Annotated in this window: 15 protein-coding genes; 2 read left to right on the top strand and 13 right to left on the bottom strand. The window is 71.7% G+C overall.

All coding sequences use genetic code 11. The annotated features are described in order from the left end of the window. Positions 1-25 precede the first annotated feature (25 nt). The 3 genes from ACFYPN_RS23935 to ACFYPN_RS23925 form a co-directional block, all read right to left on the bottom strand. On the bottom strand, positions 26-775 hold the full coding sequence (locus ACFYPN_RS23935) for a hypothetical protein (protein ID WP_358757591.1): 750 nt from the start codon (positions 773-775) through the stop codon (positions 26-28). Between the two features lie 187 nt (positions 776-962). After that, complete coding sequence (locus ACFYPN_RS23930; RefSeq protein ID WP_358757589.1) at positions 963-1,898, bottom strand: discoidin domain-containing protein; 936 nt, start codon at positions 1,896-1,898, stop codon at positions 963-965. 10 nt (positions 1,899-1,908) lie between these two features. Then, positions 1,909-3,447 carry an alkaline phosphatase D family protein gene (locus tag ACFYPN_RS23925; RefSeq protein ID WP_358757588.1) on the bottom strand — a complete coding sequence of 513 codons (1,539 nt, stop codon included), beginning with the start codon at positions 3,445-3,447 and terminating at the stop codon, positions 1,909-1,911. A 692-nt stretch (positions 3,448-4,139) separates the two neighbouring features. Here ACFYPN_RS23925 and ACFYPN_RS23920 point away from each other — a divergent pair. Beyond that, the gene (locus tag ACFYPN_RS23920; RefSeq protein WP_358757587.1) at positions 4,140-4,568 is read left to right on the top strand and encodes a VOC family protein; all 429 of its coding nucleotides are present in this window, start codon (positions 4,140-4,142) and stop codon (positions 4,566-4,568) included. Between the two features lie 131 nt (positions 4,569-4,699). Here ACFYPN_RS23920 and ACFYPN_RS23915 read toward each other — a convergent pair whose 3' ends face one another. Both ACFYPN_RS23915 and ACFYPN_RS23910 read right to left on the bottom strand, forming a co-directional pair. Next, positions 4,700-5,443, bottom strand: coding sequence for an esterase/lipase family protein (locus tag ACFYPN_RS23915; RefSeq protein ID WP_389300836.1), 744 nt, complete (start codon positions 5,441-5,443; stop codon positions 4,700-4,702). A gap of 230 nt (positions 5,444-5,673) precedes the next feature. Beyond that, the gene (locus ACFYPN_RS23910) at positions 5,674-6,387 is read right to left on the bottom strand and encodes a ScbR family autoregulator-binding transcription factor (protein ID WP_358757584.1); all 714 of its coding nucleotides are present in this window, start codon (positions 6,385-6,387) and stop codon (positions 5,674-5,676) included. A 572-nt stretch (positions 6,388-6,959) separates the two neighbouring features. Here ACFYPN_RS23910 and ACFYPN_RS23905 point away from each other — a divergent pair. Then, positions 6,960-7,646 (top strand): HAD family phosphatase, encoded by a 687-nt coding sequence (locus tag ACFYPN_RS23905; RefSeq protein ID WP_358757582.1) that lies wholly within the window; start codon positions 6,960-6,962, stop codon positions 7,644-7,646. Between the two features lie 168 nt (positions 7,647-7,814). Here ACFYPN_RS23905 and ACFYPN_RS23900 read toward each other — a convergent pair whose 3' ends face one another. The 8 genes from ACFYPN_RS23900 to ACFYPN_RS23865 form a co-directional block, all read right to left on the bottom strand. Next, positions 7,815-9,377 carry a hypothetical protein gene (locus ACFYPN_RS23900; RefSeq protein ID WP_358757580.1) on the bottom strand — a complete coding sequence of 521 codons (1,563 nt, stop codon included), beginning with the start codon at positions 9,375-9,377 and terminating at the stop codon, positions 7,815-7,817. Positions 9,378-9,849: 472 nt separating this feature from the next. Then, positions 9,850-10,524, bottom strand: a complete 675-nt coding sequence (gene dhaL / locus ACFYPN_RS23895) for a dihydroxyacetone kinase subunit DhaL (RefSeq protein WP_358757578.1) — start codon at positions 10,522-10,524, stop codon at positions 9,850-9,852. 37 nt (positions 10,525-10,561) lie between these two features. Beyond that, positions 10,562-11,560 (bottom strand): dihydroxyacetone kinase subunit DhaK, encoded by a 999-nt coding sequence (locus ACFYPN_RS23890; RefSeq protein ID WP_358757576.1) that lies wholly within the window; start codon positions 11,558-11,560, stop codon positions 10,562-10,564. A 172-nt stretch (positions 11,561-11,732) separates the two neighbouring features. After that, positions 11,733-12,437: an endonuclease gene (locus tag ACFYPN_RS23885; protein WP_358757575.1), complete on the bottom strand. Its 705-nt coding sequence runs from the start codon at positions 12,435-12,437 to the stop codon at positions 11,733-11,735. 105 nt (positions 12,438-12,542) lie between these two features. After that, entirely contained in the window at positions 12,543-15,545 is a 3,003-nt protein-coding gene (locus ACFYPN_RS23880; protein ID WP_358757573.1) for a hypothetical protein, read from the bottom strand. Then, entirely contained in the window at positions 15,546-17,408 is a 1,863-nt protein-coding gene (locus tag ACFYPN_RS23875; RefSeq protein ID WP_358757571.1) for an HSP90 family protein, read from the bottom strand. A 162-nt stretch (positions 17,409-17,570) separates the two neighbouring features. Continuing rightward, positions 17,571-18,548, bottom strand: a complete 978-nt coding sequence (locus ACFYPN_RS23870) for a hypothetical protein (RefSeq protein WP_358757569.1) — start codon at positions 18,546-18,548, stop codon at positions 17,571-17,573. 191 nt (positions 18,549-18,739) lie between these two features. Next, positions 18,740-19,663, bottom strand: a complete 924-nt coding sequence (locus ACFYPN_RS23865) for a bile acid:sodium symporter family protein (protein ID WP_358757640.1) — start codon at positions 19,661-19,663, stop codon at positions 18,740-18,742. Positions 19,664-19,721: the final 58 nt, after the last annotated feature.

Genomic DNA, 19,721 nt, shown 5'->3' with positions numbered 1-19,721 from the left:
CCCGGCGGGAACCGCCGGACACGGCCTACAGCGGGCGGCGCCCAGTGCGGTCCTGCCACTCCCTCCGGGCGTCGTCGAGCGCTGCCCGTGCGCGCGGGAGCCTCGGATCGGACTCGTGGCGTTCACGTGTCTCCTCCAACCGTTCCTGCGCCACCTCCATCGGCTCGGTCGCCTCCTCGGCCTCGCGCAGAGCAGTCTCGGCCGTGGCGATGTCGGCAGCGCGTGCCTCACGGGACCGGACCGCTGCCACTGCCGCGTTCCGGAGACGCACGCTGAACCGGCGCACCGTCTCCTCGGGGAATTCCTCACCGTCGTAGCGCTCCATGCGCTCCCGCCCGTCCGGCTCGGTGAGGTAGACGTAGGACACGTGCGAGGAGCGTGCGAGCTCGAAACGTACGTGCACGCCGGCCAGAGGCAGCTCGTCCTCGCCGACGAGGATGCCGTGCTCGTGCAGGGTGATCGCGCCCAGCTGCTCGATGCGAGCGCCGCGGTGTGGAGTGCGCAACCGCTGGAGTTCGGCTTCGGCGCGGCGGACCTCGCGGCGGTAGGACGACCTGGCCCGCTTCACTGCGGTCCACGCCTGCCACGTCTCACGACGGGCGGTCCTGCGCAGTTCCCGTACGGCACCGCGGGCGTTGTCCAGAGCCTGCCGGTCCTTCCGGTGCTGCTGGTGGAACGCGTACGTCCATCCGCCGGGGTAGCGGAGGAAGAACCGCCAGGCGGTCCGACACGCGATCAGAGCCACCAGGACGACCACCCACCAGAATGCGATCACGCGCCCCACCCCCCTGCCGCCGCAACGTGCCCGTGCGGGTCAACGACAGCAATAGCGGAGTGCGCGGAGACCAGTCAAATCGCCTGCCGGGGCACAGGACGCCCGACCGAACACCCGTCGATGACGAGGGTCCGGAGCGGCGGCACCTGCCCGCTCCGGAACCTCGCTGCATGCGTCCGGACAGGCCCTACTCCGGTGCGTACGCTTCCACTTCGAGGATCCGTGAGTAGTCGCCGCTGTTGGAGGCGTGGACGAACACCCGGACCCCGTCCGTGGTGACCGGGTCGAAGGTGGTGACGACCCGGTCGAGGGTGTTGCCCCGGTAGGACCCGACGGTCAGCCACGCGCCGCCGGACCGCACCTGCACGTCGAAGTCCTTGATGCCCTGGAGCGCCGCCGGGCGGGCCGGAGTGCCGTAGGTGACGGTCTCGATCCGTCCCAGCTCGACCGGTTCGGGCCACTGGACCGCGAGCCAGTCGGGGAAGACGCCCTTGTCCGCGTCGTTCCAGCCGTAGCCGGAGCCCCAGTGCAGGTAGTCGCTGTCCCCGTCGACGGCGGCGCAGGTCGTGAAGCTCCCGTGGGTCGAGGAAGCGGTCACCGCCCTGCCGTAGGCCAGGTCGGTGCCCGGCCCGGGCGGGGGCGGGGCCTGGACCGTGAGCGGGACCACGACCCGCTGCTTGCCCGAGACCGCGGTCAGGTCGTAGGTGCCCGATGCCGTGCCCGGGGGCACGCGCACGCCCACCGAGCGCGTCACCGGCCGATCGGGGTCGGCGGCCGGCAGGTAGGTCGAGAACACCTGGTCCGAGAGGGTGATCGGCGCCTCGGCGGTCAGCGTCGCGTCGGCGAAGAGGGCCGTCGTGCCGGTGTTGGTCATGGAGACGCTGAACTTGGTCGGCAGGCAGGGGAGTTCGGATCCGGTGAGGCTCGACGGCGAGACCGAGAGCACCACGGGGGTGGCGGACGACTTGAGGGAGACACGCTCGGCGACCGGTGATCCGGCCACCGGCCACCGGGTGTCGGCGCGGGCCTCGTGCGCCGAGCCACCGGTGGCGAGGGTGCTCGCGGTGATGGCGACGAAGGCGACGGCGGTGACCGTGCGGACGCTCTTCACAGCTGTCTTCATGGCTCGCTCCTCAGGCCTGCTGGACGGCGGGGACGCCGTCCTCGACGGCGAGAACGGTCCGGCTGCTCACCGTGCCGTCAGGGACGGTGACCCGGTCGCAGACACGGTGGTCGGCCAGCCAGAGATCCGGGGTGATTTCGCAACTCACATAACCGCGCTGGAAGTTGCCGAACTTCATGTGCGGGTTCTCGGCGAGGAGCACCCGCCCGGTGGCGTCGAGGTCCTGTCCGTCCAGTCCGGACGTGATCGAGGTGCCCACGAACTCGGTCGCCACCACTCGGGAGTCGGGGTCGTGGAAGTCGAGCGCCAGATCGCTCGCGACGCTGCGGTGCAGATCACCGGCGAGGCTGACGACGTTGCGGACGCCGCGGTCCGAGATGCCGCCGAGCAGCCGGTCGCGGGAGGCGCTGTACCCGTCCCACGTGTCCATCGGCACGGCCACGTCCGGCCCGTACGTCGTGTCGAGCAGGGTGATGGCGGTCTGGTGTCCGAGGACGTTCCAGCGGGCCCGCGAACCGCTGAGCCCGTCGAGCAGCCAGCGCTCCTGCGGGAAACCGAGGATGGAGCGCGCCGGGTCGGCGGTCGCCGCGTTCGGGGCCTTGGTGCCGTCCCCGTTCGCCTGGTCGTCCCGGTACTGACGGGTGTCGAGCATCGAGAACTGGGCGAGCCGACCGTAGGAGAGCCGCCGGTACAACTGCATGTCGGGGCCCTTCGGGAACTGCGGAGCGCGCAGTGGCATGTTCTCCCAGTACGCCCGGAACCCGTTGGCCCGACGGATCAGGAAGTCGTCCGGATTGGTGCCGGAGGCGGCGAGGTTCGCCCAGTTGTCGACGATCTCGTGGTCGTCGAAGACCACGATCCACGGTGCGGAGTGGTGGGCGGCCTGGAGATCGGGATCGAGCTTGTAAGAGGCGTACCGCTGCCGGTAGTCGTCCAGGGTCACCGTCTGACGGGTGTTGTGCTCGTCGCCGTCGCCCGGACGTACGCCGCGGTTGATGCCGAACTCGTAGATGTAGTCCCCGAGGAACAGCACGACGTCGTGGCGGCGGGCCGCGAGGTCGCGGTGGGCGGTGAACCAGCCCTCCCAGATCGCCTGGCAGGAGGCGAAGGCCAGCGAGAGGCGCGGCAGGAGCTGCTGGGCGGCGGGCGCCGTCTTCGTACGCCCCACCGGACTGATGAACCCGCCGCAGCGGAACCGGTAGAAGTACTCGCGCCACGGCTCCAGGCCGCGGACGTCCACATGGGCGGTGTGGTTGAACTCGGGGGTCAGCTGGGCCGTGCCGCGCCGCACGATCCTGCTGAACCGCTCGTCGGAGGCGACCTCCCACTGCACGGGGTAGGTGCGTCGGTCCATTCCGCTGAAAGGGGCGAGGGGGTCGGGAGCCAGCCGGGTCCAGAGGACGACCCCGTCGGGCAGCGGGTCGCCGGAGGCGACACCCAGGGTGAAGGGATCGTCCTTGAGCCGAGCGGCGGGCGCGGCGGCGGACTCCTCGGCGCTGGGCAGAACACCGGACAGGGCGAGGGCGGCAGCGGCGGCGGTGACGGTCACGAACCGTCGGCGTGTGGCTGCCGTGAGCGCCGGAGGTGGAGCGAGTCTGGAAGTCACCTCTTCACCACAACGGAGCGCCGTGAACACGGGGCGTCTCCCGGGAGACCGTCGACGGGCGATGAGCCGACTCCTTATTGTCAGGGACCCGGCGGGATCGGGGGCGGGGTCGCGGGCTGCGGAACCGCCGAGCGGGCCCCGGTCCCAGGTCATGAGCCCCGTGAACTATACGAACGCGGAGCGGCGTTCCCGGTCGTGACGCACCCCCGGCGCGCCAGGAAATCACCCTGCGCGGATGCGCACATGTGTCCAGAGTCGGGCTGCGCGAGTCGCCCCGGCCGGTCGCCCTCCGTGTGGCGCTGATGCGGACGGCCCTGTCCTCGTCACCGGTCGTCTCCGACACGGCCCCGATCCGGCCCACTTGGGAGGCGTCATGCTGGATCCGGCTGTTCGCGGGCGCTGGTCGGAACCGGCTGTTCGAGTCAACTGCTCGGGTCAACAGTGCGAGTCAACTGCGCGGGTCAACTGCGGTAGCCAATTGCTGCCGTGCGCCGTACGGTCCCGCCGGGGGCGCGGGAGGCGACGGCCGGCCCTCGTGCCGGCCGGGATTCGACGGGGCGGCCGGGGGCGGAAGGCCGTGAGAGGGGCGGCGCTTGAAGCCCAGGACGCCGGGGGCGCGCCGGTATGGTGGACCGATGCCGTCGGTCAAGCAGTTCCAAGTCACCTTCGACTGCGCGGAACCCGAGCGCCTCGCTCGTTTCTGGTGCGAAGTGCTGGGGTACGTCGTACCGCCGCCACCGGAAGGAGCTGCCTCCTGGGACGCCTACAGGCACTCGCAGCCCCCGGAGCAGCGGGATGTGTGGTTCGCCTGCGATGATCCCTCCGGTGTGGGCCCGCGACTGTACTTCCAGCGCGTCCCCGAGGGGAAGGCCGCCAAGAACAGGCTGCATCTCGACGTACGGGTCGGCACCGGGCTGGTGGGCAGGGAGCGCCTCGCCGCGCTCGAGGCCGAATGCGCACGACTGGTGCCGCTCGGCGCGGTACACGTGCGGACGTTGTACGACGGGAACGACGCGTGCATCCCGATGCTGGACATCGAGGGCAATGAGTTCTGTACCGACTGAGGTGTTCTCGGCAGGATCCTGGGAACCGGGCGAGCCGGAGCCCGCAAGCGCACCGGAGGCCCGGGGCGGGGTGCGTGCCGACCGTGGGGTGCGCGGCCCGTCCCGGAGAGCCCGGGGCGGGCCGCCGGCGGTCAGGAGGCGACGAAGGCGGCGATCCGCCCGAGCACGACCGTGTCGGTCAGGTACCCGATGTGCGTCTGGCAGGCCACGTTGTTGTTCGTCGCGCCGTCCAGCTTGGTGCTGGTGTACGGGAGGATGACGCCGTCGCACGCCGAGTACCAGGTGGCGTACTTGGTGGTGCCGGGCGTCTCGTCGCCCGAGGTGATCCGGGAGATGAACGAGGAGCCGGGGTACATCTGCTGGCACGTCGTGTACATCAGGCAGGCACTGGCGAACGTGGTGCCGTGGTTCGCCCCGGCGATCGAGGCGAGGTGGCTGACGCTGGTGTTGCCGCCCAGCACCTTCAGGTAGTACTGGCTGACCAGGCCGCCCATCGAGTGGTTGACGATCGCGACCGTGCTCGCACCGGTCTGCGCCTTCACGTTGTCGACGTACGTGGCCAGGCCCTGGGCGTTGGTGATGTTGCTGCCGTACGAGTTGTACTCGTAGGCGAACAGCCGTGAACTGGACCAGCCGTTGAGCTGGAAGACGCTCTTGGCGGTCACCCAGTTGGAAGCGTTGCCGGTGTACCCGTGGACGAACACGACCGGGGTGCTGGTCGACAGGGTCTGGACGGCGGTGGTCGGCCGTGCGACGGAGGCGGCCGGCGCGGAGGCCGAATCGGCCGCACCGGCCGTCGACGCCGAGGAGAACAGGGTGAACGCGGCGGCGGCAGCCGCGAGGACGCCGAGGAGACGGCGCGGAGAACGACGCATGGATGCTCCTGAGAAGTGGGCGGATGGCTGCGGTGTGACTGGCCCGACCAGAGTCTCGGAGCAGGAGGCAGCCGGCCATCGGCGAAATCGCCTGCGCTCACCCCTCGCGAGGGGGTGGGGCGGGTCCGGCCTCCCGCTGAGCCGGCCCCACCCCCCTTCCGGGCTCTCCGGTCAGCCGAACACCCCACGCGGTCGACGCGACGGCCCGGACATCCTCCGGTGACGCGGCACTATCCGTGCGCCGCCACGTCGCGCTGTGCGTCTTCGGCCGCAGCGGCGGCCAGGGGCCGCGTCCGCACCGGGATGCGGACACCGTTCGCCGCGAGGCGTGCCCGTACCCGGGCGAGCAGGGCGGCCGGATCGGGCCGCGCCTGCAACGCCCCGAGGACCAGCAGCCACCACTGGTTCAGCCTGGCGCCCAGTTCCCGCTCGCCGGCCACCTCGTCGGTCAGGGTGTAGAGCCCGAAGAACGAACAGACGAGGGTGGTGGCCGTGCCAGAGGGATCGATTCCTCCGGCGAGTTCGCCTCTCGCCCGCGCCTCGGCGAGCAACCGCGTCACGGCCGCGGTCCACCCGGCGAACGGTGCGGGTACGGCCGCGTCGATACTGCGGCGCTCGTTCCACAGTCGGGCGCCGGCGCGGGCTATGACGTCCTCCCGCAAGGTGTGGGCGACATCGAAGCTGAGGGCGACCAGTTTCTCCAGTGGGGGGATGCCCGGAGCGGTGTACCGGGCGTTCAGCTGCGGCCAGCTGGCGAACTGTGCGCGGACGACCGCGAGAGCCAGCTTCTCCTTGCTGGAGTAGTGGAAGTAGATCGCTCCGCTGGTGCGACCCGAGCGGTCACCGACTTCGTTGATGCTGGTGCCCGCGTATCCCTGTTCGACAAATAGGTGTGCTGCGGATTCCAGGAGGGCTCTCCGGGTTGCTTGCGCTCTGTCTTGCACAAGATTTCTACCTTCGATCAATTGTCTGATTATGCATGGCGCAGGGCTGTGCTCGTGTTCCGATGTCGAAGATTCGGCGCGCGGAGATTTTATTATTCTTCGACTGTGCCTGCGCGTGTGTGCCATTGAAGAATTCGTAAACCGGTTCGCAGGCGGGGTGGCGGGCGGACCTGGCGGAGAGCCTCTGCGGACGCGCTCCAGACCAGCTCAACTCGCTGCGGAAAAAGGTTGGTTGCCGGTCGCGTCGTCACTCCGCAGGCAGGCCGGCACGGCGGGCTTCCGGGTGCTCGCTCCGTCGTTGCTCCGCCGTCAAACACTCGAAGTAGTGATTGCGTGACGCGTGATCCCGAAATTAACGTAGCCACTACGATGTTTTCGGGCTCACCCCGGACAGGGCGGAAATGCGTCCGTCGCGGCGTGCCCGGGAGACGGCAGCATTCCGTCTCCGCGTGCGGTCATCGAGATCGTGCGCCATCGCGATCTCAGCAGTCGAGTGCGCCTCTCCGGCAGCCCCGTGTCACTGCACCCGCAGACCGGGCGGGGCCGGTGCACTCTCCGAGAACGGCAGAGAAATGACAGCTCATCGCATTTTCTCCTGGTCCCCGTCGGCGATCGTCTTCGATTGCGACGGAACCCTGATGGACACCGAAAGCCATTGGCAGGACGCCCGTCAGCGGGTCTTCACCGAGTTCGGCCTCCGTCCTCCGGCCGGTTTCGCGGAACGGGCCAAGGGCGTCCACTACACCGAGTGCGGCGCTCTCATGGCCGAGGAGTGCGGAAAACCCGACTTCGCCGACGACATGACGGACTCCCTGCTCAGACACTTCACGGCACTGGTCGCCGACGATCCCGTCACCATGCCCGGTGCGGCGGCGCTGGTACGGCTCGCCGCCCGGCATCTTCCCCTGGCGGTGGCGAGCAACTGTCCTTTGGACATGGTGGAGTCGAGCCTCGACCGCGCCGGTCTGCTCGGCCACTTCGACCATGTGGTCGTCGCGGGCGACGGCGTGCGGCCGAAACCGCATCCGGACGTCTATACGGTCGCTGCCGGCCTCTGCGGGGTTCCCGCGCAGGAGGCACTCGCCGTCGAGGACTCCGTCACCGGCATCGTCTCCGCGCGGAAGGCCGGTCTCCGGGTCCTGGGCACCGGACCGTTCCCCGACGGACCCGGTGCCGAGCACGCCGACTCCTGGGTCGCCAGTCTCGCCGATCCGGACCTGGTGGCCTGGGCGGAGACACACATCGCCGGCGAGGACTGACAGTCCGCCGCAGGGCACGTGGTGGCCGGCGGATCCAAGGTCGGCGCGGGAGCCACCCATCCCGCCCGCCGGGCGGGCGACACCTGTTTCGAGTCGTTCGGGTGCCGCCCGGTCCGTCATGCGGGTGCCGGCCGGAAGAACGGGGCGGCACCCGCACCCCGCAGGCCCTCAGGGACAGGGGCAGGTGAGCGGCAGGATGCGTTCCGACACCTGTCCGGTGATCAGGGTGTCCGTGACGGCGGCTTCGGCCAGCCACTTCGCCGCCGTCAACCGCTCGACCAACGCGGGCAACTCGCCCGGATCCACGGGGCACCAGGCGGCGAGAGCTTCCAGACCGACGCCCGCGCCGTCGGCGCCGAGCCGTCCGTCGAAGCTGGTCCGGGCGGCCAGGGTCAGGGCCAGCAGCCGGGTGGCGGGGGAGGCTTTCGACTTGCGGAGCTTCTTGTCCCCGACGACCCGCTGTGCCCACCCGCTGAGCTTGGGGCGCATCTTCCGGCCGAACGTGAGCGGGCCCGTACCGTCCTCCCCGGGCACCAGGGAAGGGACGGTGATGGGGACAGGGCTCTCCGGCCGGGCCTCGATGATGTCACCCACGGCGCCGGGAAAGGACATCCAGCCGGACTCCGCCAGCTCGGTCAGCAGGGCCTCCGGTTCCGTCAGGTTCAGCCCGTTGATGTCCTGTCCGACGAGGTTGCCGGTGCCGGTGTGCGCGGTGCGCAGGGTCAGCATCACGGTCAGGAGCCGCGCCTCCGCGCCGGGCAGCGGGGCGTGATCGGCCAGGTGTGCGAGTACGGAGCGCGCGTTGGTCCACTGCATCGGCCCGATCAGGAACCTCTCCACCGTCGGCCCCTCACCGTCCGCACTGGCGCCGGTGCGTTGTTGGTGCTGGAGACGGGCGGCGGTGGCGGCGTGCGCGGCGCGCTCGGCCTCCAGCCGCAGGGTGACGTCCCCGGTGACGTCGGACCAGGTCATGAACGCCTGCGCCTTGCGCGAGTGGAGTTCCGCGAGCAGTGCCAAGTCGGGTTCGGTGCGCTGCTGGTAGCCGCGGAACAGATGCCCGAGCTCGACGAGTTCGTCACGCAGGACGACGGGGCGCAGGTCGTGCGGGATGATCCGTTGCGCGATCTTCTCGTACCCGTGGCGGCGGCGCACCTGTGTGGAGCGGGGCTTCGGCACCCTCCGGGGTCCGGCCCCGGGCGGGGGGGCGGGCATGGACGCGGACGTGGAACTGTCGGAGAACTGCGCGGCGACCGACGGGCGGTCACCCACGGGCCGGGGAGCGGCAACCGCCGGGGCGGAGACGACGGGAGCGGTGGCGACGATCCTGGCGCCGGGTGTGGCGGCGGCACAGCGGGAGCAGCACTCCATCGCCTGCCACCATCGACCCTCCCGGTCGGCGAGTACGGTCAGGACGACCGCGCCGCCGCACCGCCAGGTCGGGGGGGGCTCGTACCGGCCGGTGGTGGGACGGATGTGCGCGCCGCAGTTCTCGGCCTTGCAGGCGCAGTACGCGTGGGCCCGCGGTTCGGCGGCTGCCTTGAGATGGGCCTTCAGGTGGGCGATCGCCGCCGCCCGTCCCTCTGCCGTCGACGGCAGACGCCGCTCGACGCAGGACGGCCGGCTGCAGGTGACGCGCACCGTCGTACCGCCGCAGCCGGTCGCGTCCAGACGCACCGTCCACTTACGTCCCACCACGCGCTCGTCCAGTCCGCCGGCCGCCGCCTTCGTCATGCTGATCTTCCTTCCCCGCCGTTCCAACCGCCCGTGGCCGGCCCTGTCACGACGGACCGGCTCGGCAACGGACCCACCGTACGTGGCAGTACGCCCTCCGGACCTGGGAACTCCGTTCGGCTCACCCGGTCATCGGTGCGGAAGAGTGGGGAAGGGTGGGGAAGGTCGGGGCGACCCAGGGCCTGTACGGGGTTGGTTCGCGGCGTCGCGGGGCCGGGTACGCGCGCTCGCGGCGTTGCCGGAACGCCCTGGTAGCTCCGCTGCAAGGCCGTTCCGGCGCCTTGCGGTCGCACGCACCCGGCCCCGCCCCTTCTTCCGCGCGACAACCCCCTGCGGGCCCTGGTCAGGTCGACGATCGGGACCAGCGCATGCGCGAAGTTCGTTCATCCTTTCGCATGCGTGCTCCGCTCCGGTCCCCTTGACGCCCGCCCCGTCCGGACGGGACGCAGCGGGCGGGAGGCGGGCGCAGGGGTCACCCGGTGATCCGCAGATGCGGTCCCAGGGACCGTATGGTGTCGGCCGCCGAGGCGAAGAGCAGGGCGACGCCCACCGCTCCGGGATCGGGTATGCCCGAGGCGCGTTCGCCGACGTAGCTGGCGCGGCCCATCCGCGCCCGGAGCGCCGCCGTGTCCCGCACGCCCTGCCAGGCGGCATCGGCGGCGAGCGCGAGCGCGTGGTCCGGCGGGGTGCCGTCCGGTGCCGCCCGCAGAGCTCCGGCAGCCGGAGTCAGGGCGTCCACCAGCGTCTTGTCACCGGGCTTGGCGTCACCCACCCGGCGTATGGCGGCGAGGCCGTTCTCCGCGCCCGCGGCGAGACCCGTCGTGGTGAGGGCGGGTCCCTCCGCGGCGACCGCGGCGCCGAGCGCCTGGAACAGCAAGCCGAACAGCGGCCCGCTGGTGCCTCCGATCTCGTCCAGGAAAGCACTGGCCGCACTCTTCAGGGGAGCCGATGGATCGTCCTGCGCGAAGCCTTCGCCCTCGCTCCGCAGCCGTTGCGTGGCCAGTACCCCGGCGCTGAGGTTCACCCCGAAGTCGCCGTCGCCCACCTGCTGGTCGAGCGTGGTCAGCTCCGTCTCGGTGGCATGGGCCGAAGCCGCGAACCGGTCCATCCAGCCGCTCGTGAACGTGCTGTCGAAAGCTGTAGCCATGGCGTTCTCCTTGAGTTTTGCGCGCCCCGCTCCCCGGTCACCAGCGCAGTGCCGCGGTCCGTACCGGTGCGTCGTAGTAGCCCAGCGTCCGGGAATCGGCCACCAGCAGAGTGAGGGAGAACCCCCGCATGTCCAGCGCCGTGACGTAGTCGCCGACGAGATGGCGGGCGAGAAGGACACCGCGTTCGTCCAGCACCCGGCCCAGTTCGCCGAAGACGCCGTACAGCTCCAGGGGAGTGACCGCGCCCAGACCGTTGACCAGCGCCACGACCGGTTCCTCCGGAGTTGGCAGGAGGGCGGCCAGCAGGGTGTCCGTCATCTCCTCCACCAGAGCGGAGACGGGGCCCGCCTTCCTGGTGCGGTCGGCGCGCTCGCCGTGGATGCCGACGCCGTACTCCAGCTCGTCGGCGGCCAGTTCGAACGCCGGCCGGCCGGTGGTGGGTGCGGTGTGCGCGGTGGACGCGACGGAGAGCGTCCGGCAGCGGGCGGCCAGGGCAGCCCCGAGGCCGGCCAGTTCGTCCAGGCCGAGACCCGTGTCGGCCGCGCCGCCGAGGATCTTCTCCAGCAGAACCGTGCCCCCTGTGCCCCGGCGCCCGGCGGCGATGTCCTCGGAGTCGGACGCGAGGTCGTCGTCGACGAGGACGCGTGCGCAGGGGATGTCCTGGTGGACGAGGCGCTCGGCGGCGATACCGAAGTTGATCCGGTCGCCGGTGTAGTTCTTCACGATGTGCAGTACGCCCTCCGCGCGGGCCACCGCGAGCGACGCCTGGTACACCTGCCGGTTGTGCGGTGACGCGAACACCCGTCCCGGGCAGGCGGCGTCCAGCATCCCCGCGCCCACGAAGCCCGCGTGCATCGGCTCGTGTCCCGATCCGCCGCCGGAGAGCAGGCCCACACGGCGGGACGGTGCGGTGTGGCGAGCGGCGAGAAAGCCGTTCTCCACGTCGTGGACGACGAGATCCGCATGGGCGCGGGCGAAACCGGCCAGCGCATTCGGCACCAGGTCGTCAGTGCTGTTCTCGAAGTACGCGGCCATCGTGCGCCCTTTCGTCCCTGGGCCGTACGCGGCCGGGTGAGACGACCCTCCAGACAGGTCACTTCATGCTGAAGGTAGGGGCCGGATGTGGCAACTCGCAGGGCGAAACTCAGCCCATTACGTGACGGCGCACAGCAGCACGACCGATCGCTCATGAGCGCCCTGCGCCGGGTCACGCCCCGGCGGACAGCCCGATGGACTCGGCGGCGTGCTTGTCCAGCGCCGCTCGCACCAGCGCCGCAGCGAGCACCGCCGGCTCCGTCCCGCCGGAGCCCGAGCCCCAACCCGAGCCGTCAGGTTCGGAGCCGCCGGAGCCCCGACCGCGGGCCAGACGCAGCAGGGCATCGGGGGAGGTGGGCAGGCCCAGGCGCTCCGCGCCCTGCAACGCCTTGGCGTCGACGCACGGACCGGCCTCCGGCCAGACGGCCTGCACCTCACGTACGAAGATGTCCGCACCGGCCGGTCCGAGTCCCGGCAGGCGCCGCAGCCCCGCGCGCAGCGCCTCCGTGTCGCCGTCGGCCTCCCGGCGGAGCCGTCGCAGGTCACCGGCCCACTGGTCGAGGAGCAGGAGCGCGCCGTCGCCGAGCTGCGTCGCGGTCCGCTCGTCGTACCGCCGGTAGCCGCCCCTGCCCAGCGCGTCGACACGCTGCTGCCAGGTCGCGTCCGCCATCCGCCGGGGGGTGCGCATGCCGTCGGCGAAGAGCGCTTTCGCGGCCGCCACCGCGACGGAGGCACGAATGCGCGCGCTCAGCAGCAGGCTCAGGACGAGGAGCTGGTACAAGGGCTGAGGCGTGTCGCGCAACCGGATGCCGGCTTCGTCGGCGTACGTGCGCCCGTACGTGTCGAGGAGGAGTTCCAGGGTTTTCCGATCGCCCATGTGTCCACCGTCCTCCTCCCTGCCCGGACCCGCACGCGCGGGGCGTCAGGGAGGCGGCAGCCGGGGGCCGGCCCGCGCGTGCGGTGGGAAGGCCCCCGGCAGTGTTCAGCCCCCCTGCTGCTTCAGGTACTCGGCGCGCAGGGCGTCGAGGATGTCCGCGGCCCCGTCGAGTCCCGCCCCGCGACAGCGTGCCGCCGCCGTCGTCAGCCGGTCGATCGCTTCCTTGCGCCGGTCGAGGCCGTTCCCCTCGATCAGCGCGGCGATGCGGATCGCCTCGGCGCGCGGTACTTCGCCGTCCTCCCCGCCCCGGTCGTAGGCGGTGATGGCGGCCTCGGCGGCGGCGAGCGCCTCGGGGAAGCGCTCGGCGTCCGCGAGGACCCGCGCGCGGCGGTAGTGCACCGCGCCGTCCTCGTACCAGGGGACGAAGGACTCGTCCGCTTGTGGGCCGACGGGCCGGACCTCTTCGGCCCGCGTCAGGTGCTCCAGTGCCGTGTCCAGCCCCTCGGCGCCCCGGAAGGCCATGACGAGCCGTGCGAACTCGCACATCATGTGCCTGACCAGAGACGGGTTCGGCGCCTCGGTGTGGGCGGCGAGGGCGCGTTCGTAGGCCGTGCCGGCCGCTTCCCAGCGATCGGCCAGGGCCAGCGTGACCGCGGTCTCGGCGGCCACCAGGGTGTGGGTCGCCCGGTCGTCCTCCCATGCCGCCACGGTGTCGGCGAGACGCAGGAACTCCTCCGCGGCGGGCAGGAACTCCTCCAGCTCGCGCATGCCGCGAGCCAGCAGCAACCGGGCCTGGGCGATCATGCGTTCGTCGACGGAGGACACCGCCTCGTGGGAGAGCACCGATTCCAGCACCGCGACGGCGTCGGCCTGCTGCCCGGTACCCGCCAGGACGCCGGCGAGCTGGAGCCGGATCCCGGTGGCTCGCTCGTACTCCTCCTCCTGGTCGTACCGGGCGGCGGCCTCCGACAGGTGGCGCACCGCGTCGGCGGAGTTGCCCAGATGCGTGGCGGCATGACCGAGCAGGGCGTACACACCGGCCAGTTCGAACTCCGTGTCGCCGTGACGGACGACGTCGGAGACCACCTGGTGCAGCAGCTCCGTGGCCTCCTCCGGCCTGTCCTGTCCGATGAGGAGCTGCGCGAGCAGCGCGCGGGTACGAGAGCCGCGCCACGGCCGCCCGGACGCCTCCACCTCCCGGAGCGCCTGGCGCATCTCCGCCTCGGCGAGAGCGAAATCGCCCCGCTCGCCGGCCAGGTCCGCGACGAACTGGCGTGCGTTGGCGGCCTGGTGGGGAACGGAGAGACGTTCCGCCTCGGTCCGCAGCCTGTCGACGGACTCCTCGAACCGTTTCAGAGCTTCGCCTGCCCCGTCCGGTCGCAGCCGGACCTCCTGATGGGCGGCGAAGGTCACGGAGAAGAGGACGGAGAGGTACGACAGCACGCGCTCCGTCTCCAGATCCTCCCCGGAAACGGCTTCAGCGGCACCGAGCGCCCCGGACCCGAACGGGGCCTCGGCCAGGAGGCGTTCCGCCTCGCGCAGGGCCTCGTCTAGACCCGCCCGGACAGCGTCGGCGTCCGGGCGTCCGGTGACCGCTACGGCGTCCGGTGCGGTACCGTCCAGGTCCTCCTCCCCGGCGGAAGCCCACACCAACGCCCGGCAGCGGGCGGCGAGCGCGAGCCAGGGCATGTCCACCTTCGCGAACAGGTCCGCGGCCGCCCGGAGCCCGGCGTAGCTCTCCGGGGCGTGCGTCCTGTACGAGAACCGGTCGATGGCGCGCTCCTGCGCGACCTCCGCCTTCAGCCGGTCCTCCGGACCGAGGACGTCGTCGTGGGTGGCGGTGCCGTCCGCGAGGCGGTCCGCCACACGGGCCCAGAGCCGGCGCCTCCCGGGGTGACCCAGAGTGGCCAGGCGCCGGGCCTCACGCACCAGGGCGACGAAGTCGTCGGGTACGTCCAGCACGGTGGCGGGTTCGGCGACCGTGGGGGCGGAGGGCCGGGCCGGGGAGATCCGCAGCCCCAGGGGGAGTGGCTCGTCGAGCAGCGGGCGCTGGGCGAGGCGCCGACGACGGCGGTCGCCCACCGCCGTGGTGCCGTTGCGCGCGTCGAACGCGGCGGCCAGCCGGTCCGCTTCCGAGCGGACGTGGGCGAGGAGTTCACCCGTCGTCCAGTTCCGCCCCGGCGGACCGGCGACGGCGGTGTCGGCGTGACCCTCCCCGGCCAGCGCGGCGAGCAGCACCTCCACACCGGTGAGGAAGCCCAGCCGGGCTCCCGGGGCGCCCGTCGCCTCGAAGAGCGGACGGTTCTCGGCGAGGATCTCCAGCCCGCGCCCCTCGTTGCGCGAGAGGGCGCAGAACTCCAGGTGGAGACCGACCTCCTGAAGCATGCCGGTGTTGCCGCGGACCCGCCGGTACCCGGTCAGATGGTGGGACCGGGCCTCGTCGGTCCGGCCGAGGCGCAGCAGCGGCAGCAGCGCACGGGCCTGGCTCATCTGCGGCTCATCCGTGCAGGTGGTGCCCCCGCGGAGGACCGGCTCCCAGGTGTCCAGGGCCGCGGCGTCGTCGCCCCTCGCCATCTGATGACGGGCGAGGTGCCGTATCTCGCAGGCCTCGCAGTCGCTCAGCCCACTGCGGGGCCGGGTGACCCACAGGTCGTACGCGTCGGCGACGCCCACCCCCGTGTGGGACGCGATGTGGTGGCGCATCGCCGCCACCGGCTGGAGGGAGTGACCGGCAGCCTCGTACCGGCGGCGCATCTCGTCGATCCAGCGGTGGACGGAGGCCAGGGGCACCTCGGGCACCTGCAGCAGCGAGGTCGTCACCCACTTGAACCGCCAGAAGACCTGGTGACCCTCCCACTCGCTGAACGACTCGGGAGTCGTGTCCCAGAGCTTGAGCAGCCGCGCGAAGGTGACGGGCGACTTGGCGTGCTCGCCGATGTTCTCGTACGCCGACATGAGTTCCAGCAGCGCCGTCACCAGGACGTCGGGCTTCTCGAAGGCCTCCGCCGCCTCCACGAGCTCCTCCGCGACGACGGTGCGTGCCAGTCCGTGGGGTCGCTCGAAGTTCTCGCGGAGAGCCTCGACCACGGCCTCGGGAGTGTCCAGCATCTAGAGTTCCTTCCGGGGCTCGGAGCCGGGTGCGGCTGTGCCGGGCTGGTGCATGGCGTGGGTGAGCAGGCTGATGAAGGCCCGGTTGAGCAGGGCACTCTCACTCGCCCGCAAGGGGCGACGGCTGAGCAGCAGCGCCTGGCCGTAGAGCGCCTCGGCGGCCGCGACGGCGAGGCCGCGCTCGGTGATCGTGATCGCCTGGCGGACCAGCGGATTGAGGTGGTTCAGGACGAGCTGGGCACGCGGGGCCTCCTGGCGCAGCGAGCCGAGTATGTCCGCCCAGAGACCGTCACTGTCGGAGGCGAGGCTCGACCTGGTCCGCTCGTGCCTCGCCTCCCGGTTGTCGAGGAGCAGCGCCGGGGCGGTGACCGGCTGGAAGTCGCGCAGCACGACGTCGCAGTCGTGGACCCCGATCGTCTCCCGCGCGACCGCGAGGAAGGCGGCCGCACGCAGTTCGGCGGAGGAGTCCACGGCGTCGAGGTGCGCGGTGACGGTGGCCGGGTCCAGGTCCGCGACGGCCGTGCCGGGCCGGATCTCCGGCAGCCGGTGCACGAGGTCGCGGTCGTAGGTGTAGCCGCCGTTGACGACCCCGAGTCCGGCGGCCGAGGCGATCGGGGCGACCTGGCGGAACTCCTCGACGCTACGGGTGACCAGCAGGGTCGGGTGGGTACGCGCGAACTCCTCCAGCGTCACATTGCCGTCGGAGGTCTCGAACGGCAGCCACGGCAGCACGATGCGCAGCAGTTCGTCGTCGTAACGGGCGAGCGCCTTGACGGCGAGGTGGTGGGTGTCGATGAAGCGGTGCAGAAGGGAGGGATCGCTCGCGGCGAGGCCGGTGAGCCAGTCGCGGATCCGCTCGCCCAGGGCGTCCCGTACGGCGGAGAGCGTGCCGTCCTCGTACAGCGCCTCCCGCGACGCGGTCGGCCGCAGGCTGGTGGTGTCGACGACGCAGCGCACGAAGAAGGCCCACTCGGGCAGCAACTCCGGTGCCTGGTCCGTGAGGAGCATCCCCTTGAGGTGGACGCGGTGCCCCGCCTTCTGGGCCGGGCTGACCGCGGCGGGAAGGACGTAGGCGACCCCGCGCAGTCCGGCGGCCGGCAGGTCGAGGTCGATGGTGTCGAGCGGGGTGAAGTCGAAGAGGGTGCGGCAGTACGCCGTGAACGCCTCGCGCTTGGCCAGCGGCGAACGGTGCGTCCGCTCCCAGGGCGGCGTCTCATTGACCCGGTGGGTCTCGCCCCGTGGCCCGACCACGACGACCTCGTGGCGCAGCAGGCCGCCGTAGTGCCGGGCCAGGGAGACGACCCGGTCCGGTTCCGTCCACTCGGCGTTGTCGGCGCGCGGAGTGAGGCGCACGGTGGTGCCGGCCTCGGGAACGGCCGAGGCGGGCAGCGCGCGGATGGTGTACCGGCCGTCGGAGTGGCCGCGCCATTCGACGGCGGGCGCCGCCGGATCGGCCGCGGTGCGGCTGGTCACGACGATCTCGTCCGCCACGACGAAGCAGGCGAGCAGCCCGATGCCGAACTGGCCGATGAACTCGCCCCGGGCCGCGTCGAGCCCGGCGCCGTCCAGGGCGCCGTCCGGAGTCCGCTTGGAGCTGCGCCCGATGGTGGCGAGGAACTGGTGGACGTCGGCCTCGGTCAGACCGATGCCGGTGTCCGTGACGGTGAGGGTGTCCCCGGTACGCACCGTGATGCGGCCGGGCGCCCCGGGGTCGAGGGCCTGACGGGCCGTGATGGCGTCCACCGCGTTCTGCAGCAGCTCACGCAAGTAGACGCGGGGGGACGAGTACAGGTGGTGGGAGAGGAGGTCGACCAGGCCACGCAGGTCGACCTGGAAGGTGTGGGCGGTCTCGGAAGGAGGCACCGGGCGCAGACTTTCGTGTGGTGGGTCCGCCCTCGTCGCGCGGAGCGCCGACGACGACACGGACGGACATGGACGGACACGGACGGACGCTGATGGACGCGGACGGATGAGGACGATGAGGGACGGGCAGGGTGGCGAGGCTCGGGGAGACGTCTCCCCGGGTCAGCGCCCGGCTGCCGCGCGGTGCTTCCGGTAGGCCGCCACGGGGTCGCGGTGGTCCACGTAGTTCCAGGGAAACTCGCTGACGCGGCCCTCGGTGGCCCGGAAGCACTCCCGTGCCGCGTCGCGGTCCCCCGCCAGCGAGAAGGCCATGGCGAAGAGGTTGAGGAGGCCGTTCCAGGAGCCGCGACGGACGAAGTCGGGGTGTCGGTAGGAGTGCTCGGCGGCCTCGTGCAAGGACTGGGCCACGTCCGGCCGCCGCACGTACGCGGCGTCCTCACCCGGGTCGAGGGAGAGCCACTGCTCGATGTGGGCCTCCGGGATCAGCCTGCCCAGCAGGGTGCCAGCCGGGGCCCCGAACACGGACGCGTGCGCGAAGGCGTGCATCTCCTCGTGCGAGCCGCCCCACTTGTCGCAGACCTGCTGCAACTGCTGCGTGTGGGCACCGACGTGGTACGGGTCGCGCCGGACCGTGGCCTCGAACCTGCGCCGCGCGAGGGCCGGACCGACCTGGAGGCCACGCCCGGTGGTCTGGAGCCCGTACCAGGGGGAGGTCCAGCGCGGTTCGAGCTCCGCCGCCTCGTACAGCCAACGCTCGGCCGTGCGCAGCCGGTCGTGGAACACCTCGAACTGCTCACGGGAGACGTGCGTCGCCCTCGCCTGCGTACGGGCCTCCCAGCCCCAGTGGAGGTGGCGCATACCGGCCACGACCCGGGGCAGGGCCGACTCGGGTTCGGCCTCGGCCGCCCCGGTGATCCACTGCTCCACCCGCGCGGTCTCCCCGACGGCCCGGAGCAGCTCCGTCCGGTCCTCGCTCTCGGGGCGCGCCTCGAGTATCCCGCGCACGGTGTTCCAGTCCGCGGCCGCGGCAGCCGCGCGGATACGCGGGACCTCCGGATCTCCGGAGTCCTTCTGCAACCGTGCTGCGGGCCGTCCCACCTGTTTACCCAGCGCGAGCGTCCAATCACGGAGCAACGCCATGTCCCCACCCTCTGACCTGTGTCGTACGGGGAGGTCCATGATCCTTCGTCCCCGTGGGACTAGTGAGTATCACGCCCGACCGACAATCGCACACGGTTTCGGGTGGGCCTCCGGGGCCGTACACGGAAGCCCCGTGCGGAGGGCCTCAACCCTGTGCACAGAGAGTCGGCGGGTCGTCCCCGGGAGGGACGTCAGGAAGCGCTGCTCGCCGCCCCGCCGGCCGGCAGCGGGGCGGCGGACCGCTCGCTCCGCCGCGAACGGTGCGACATCCAGGCCGCCACCAGGGCGCCCGAGATGTTGTGCCAGACCGAGAAGACGGCCGCGGGCAGCGCCGCCAGTGGGCTGAAATGGGCGGTCGCCAGGGACGCGGCGAGACCGGAGTTCTGCATGCCGACCTCGAAGGCCATGGCACGGCTCGCGGGCGGCCCGAGACGGGCGAGCTTGCCCGCGCCGTAACCGAGCGCCAGGCCGAAGCCGTTGTGCAGGACGACGGCGATCAGCACGGTGGCCGCCGCCGACTTGATCGCGCCGGCGCTTCCCGAGACCACCGCGCAGACGATCGCCGCGACGGCCAGCGAGGACAGCCAGGGCATGGCTCCCAGCACACGGTCGACGAGCTTGCCGGCGACGAGCCGTACCACCAGCCCGCCGATCACCGGGAGCAGCACCGTCTTGAGGATGTCGGTCACCATGGAGCCGGCGTCCACCGGCAGGTACGCGCCGGCCAGCAGCAGGGTCAGCGGGGGTGTCACCAGCGGAGCGAGCACGGTGGAGACGGTGGCTACGGAGACCGACAGTGCCACGTCACCGCGGGCCAGGAAGGTCACCACGTTCGACGCGGTCCCGCTCGGCGCGCAGCCCACCAGGATGACACCCGCGGCCAGTTGCGGGGGGAGCCCCAGCAGATGGGCGATGATCCAGCCGAGGCCCGGCATGATCACGTAGTGCGCGACCAGCCCGATGGCGACGGCCCAGGGGCGCTTCGCCACGCCCCTGAAGTCCTGCGGGGTCATCGTCAGCCCCATGCAGAACATCACGACGCCGAGCAGGTACGGCACCGCCTTCGTCCAGCCCTCGAAGGTCCCGGGTGTGAGGAGACCGGCCGCGCCCGCCACGAGGACGAGAACGGGGAAGACGGTGACGGCGCGCCTCGCGGTCTTGCTCTCCGAGCCC

Origin of the sequence: Streptomyces sp. NPDC005576 (assembly GCF_042871745.1) — a bacterium.
Classification (GTDB): domain Bacteria; phylum Actinomycetota; class Actinomycetes; order Streptomycetales; family Streptomycetaceae; genus Streptomyces.
Note: the sequence above shows the minus strand (reverse complement) of the source record. Positions and strands in the feature narration are given on the sequence as shown.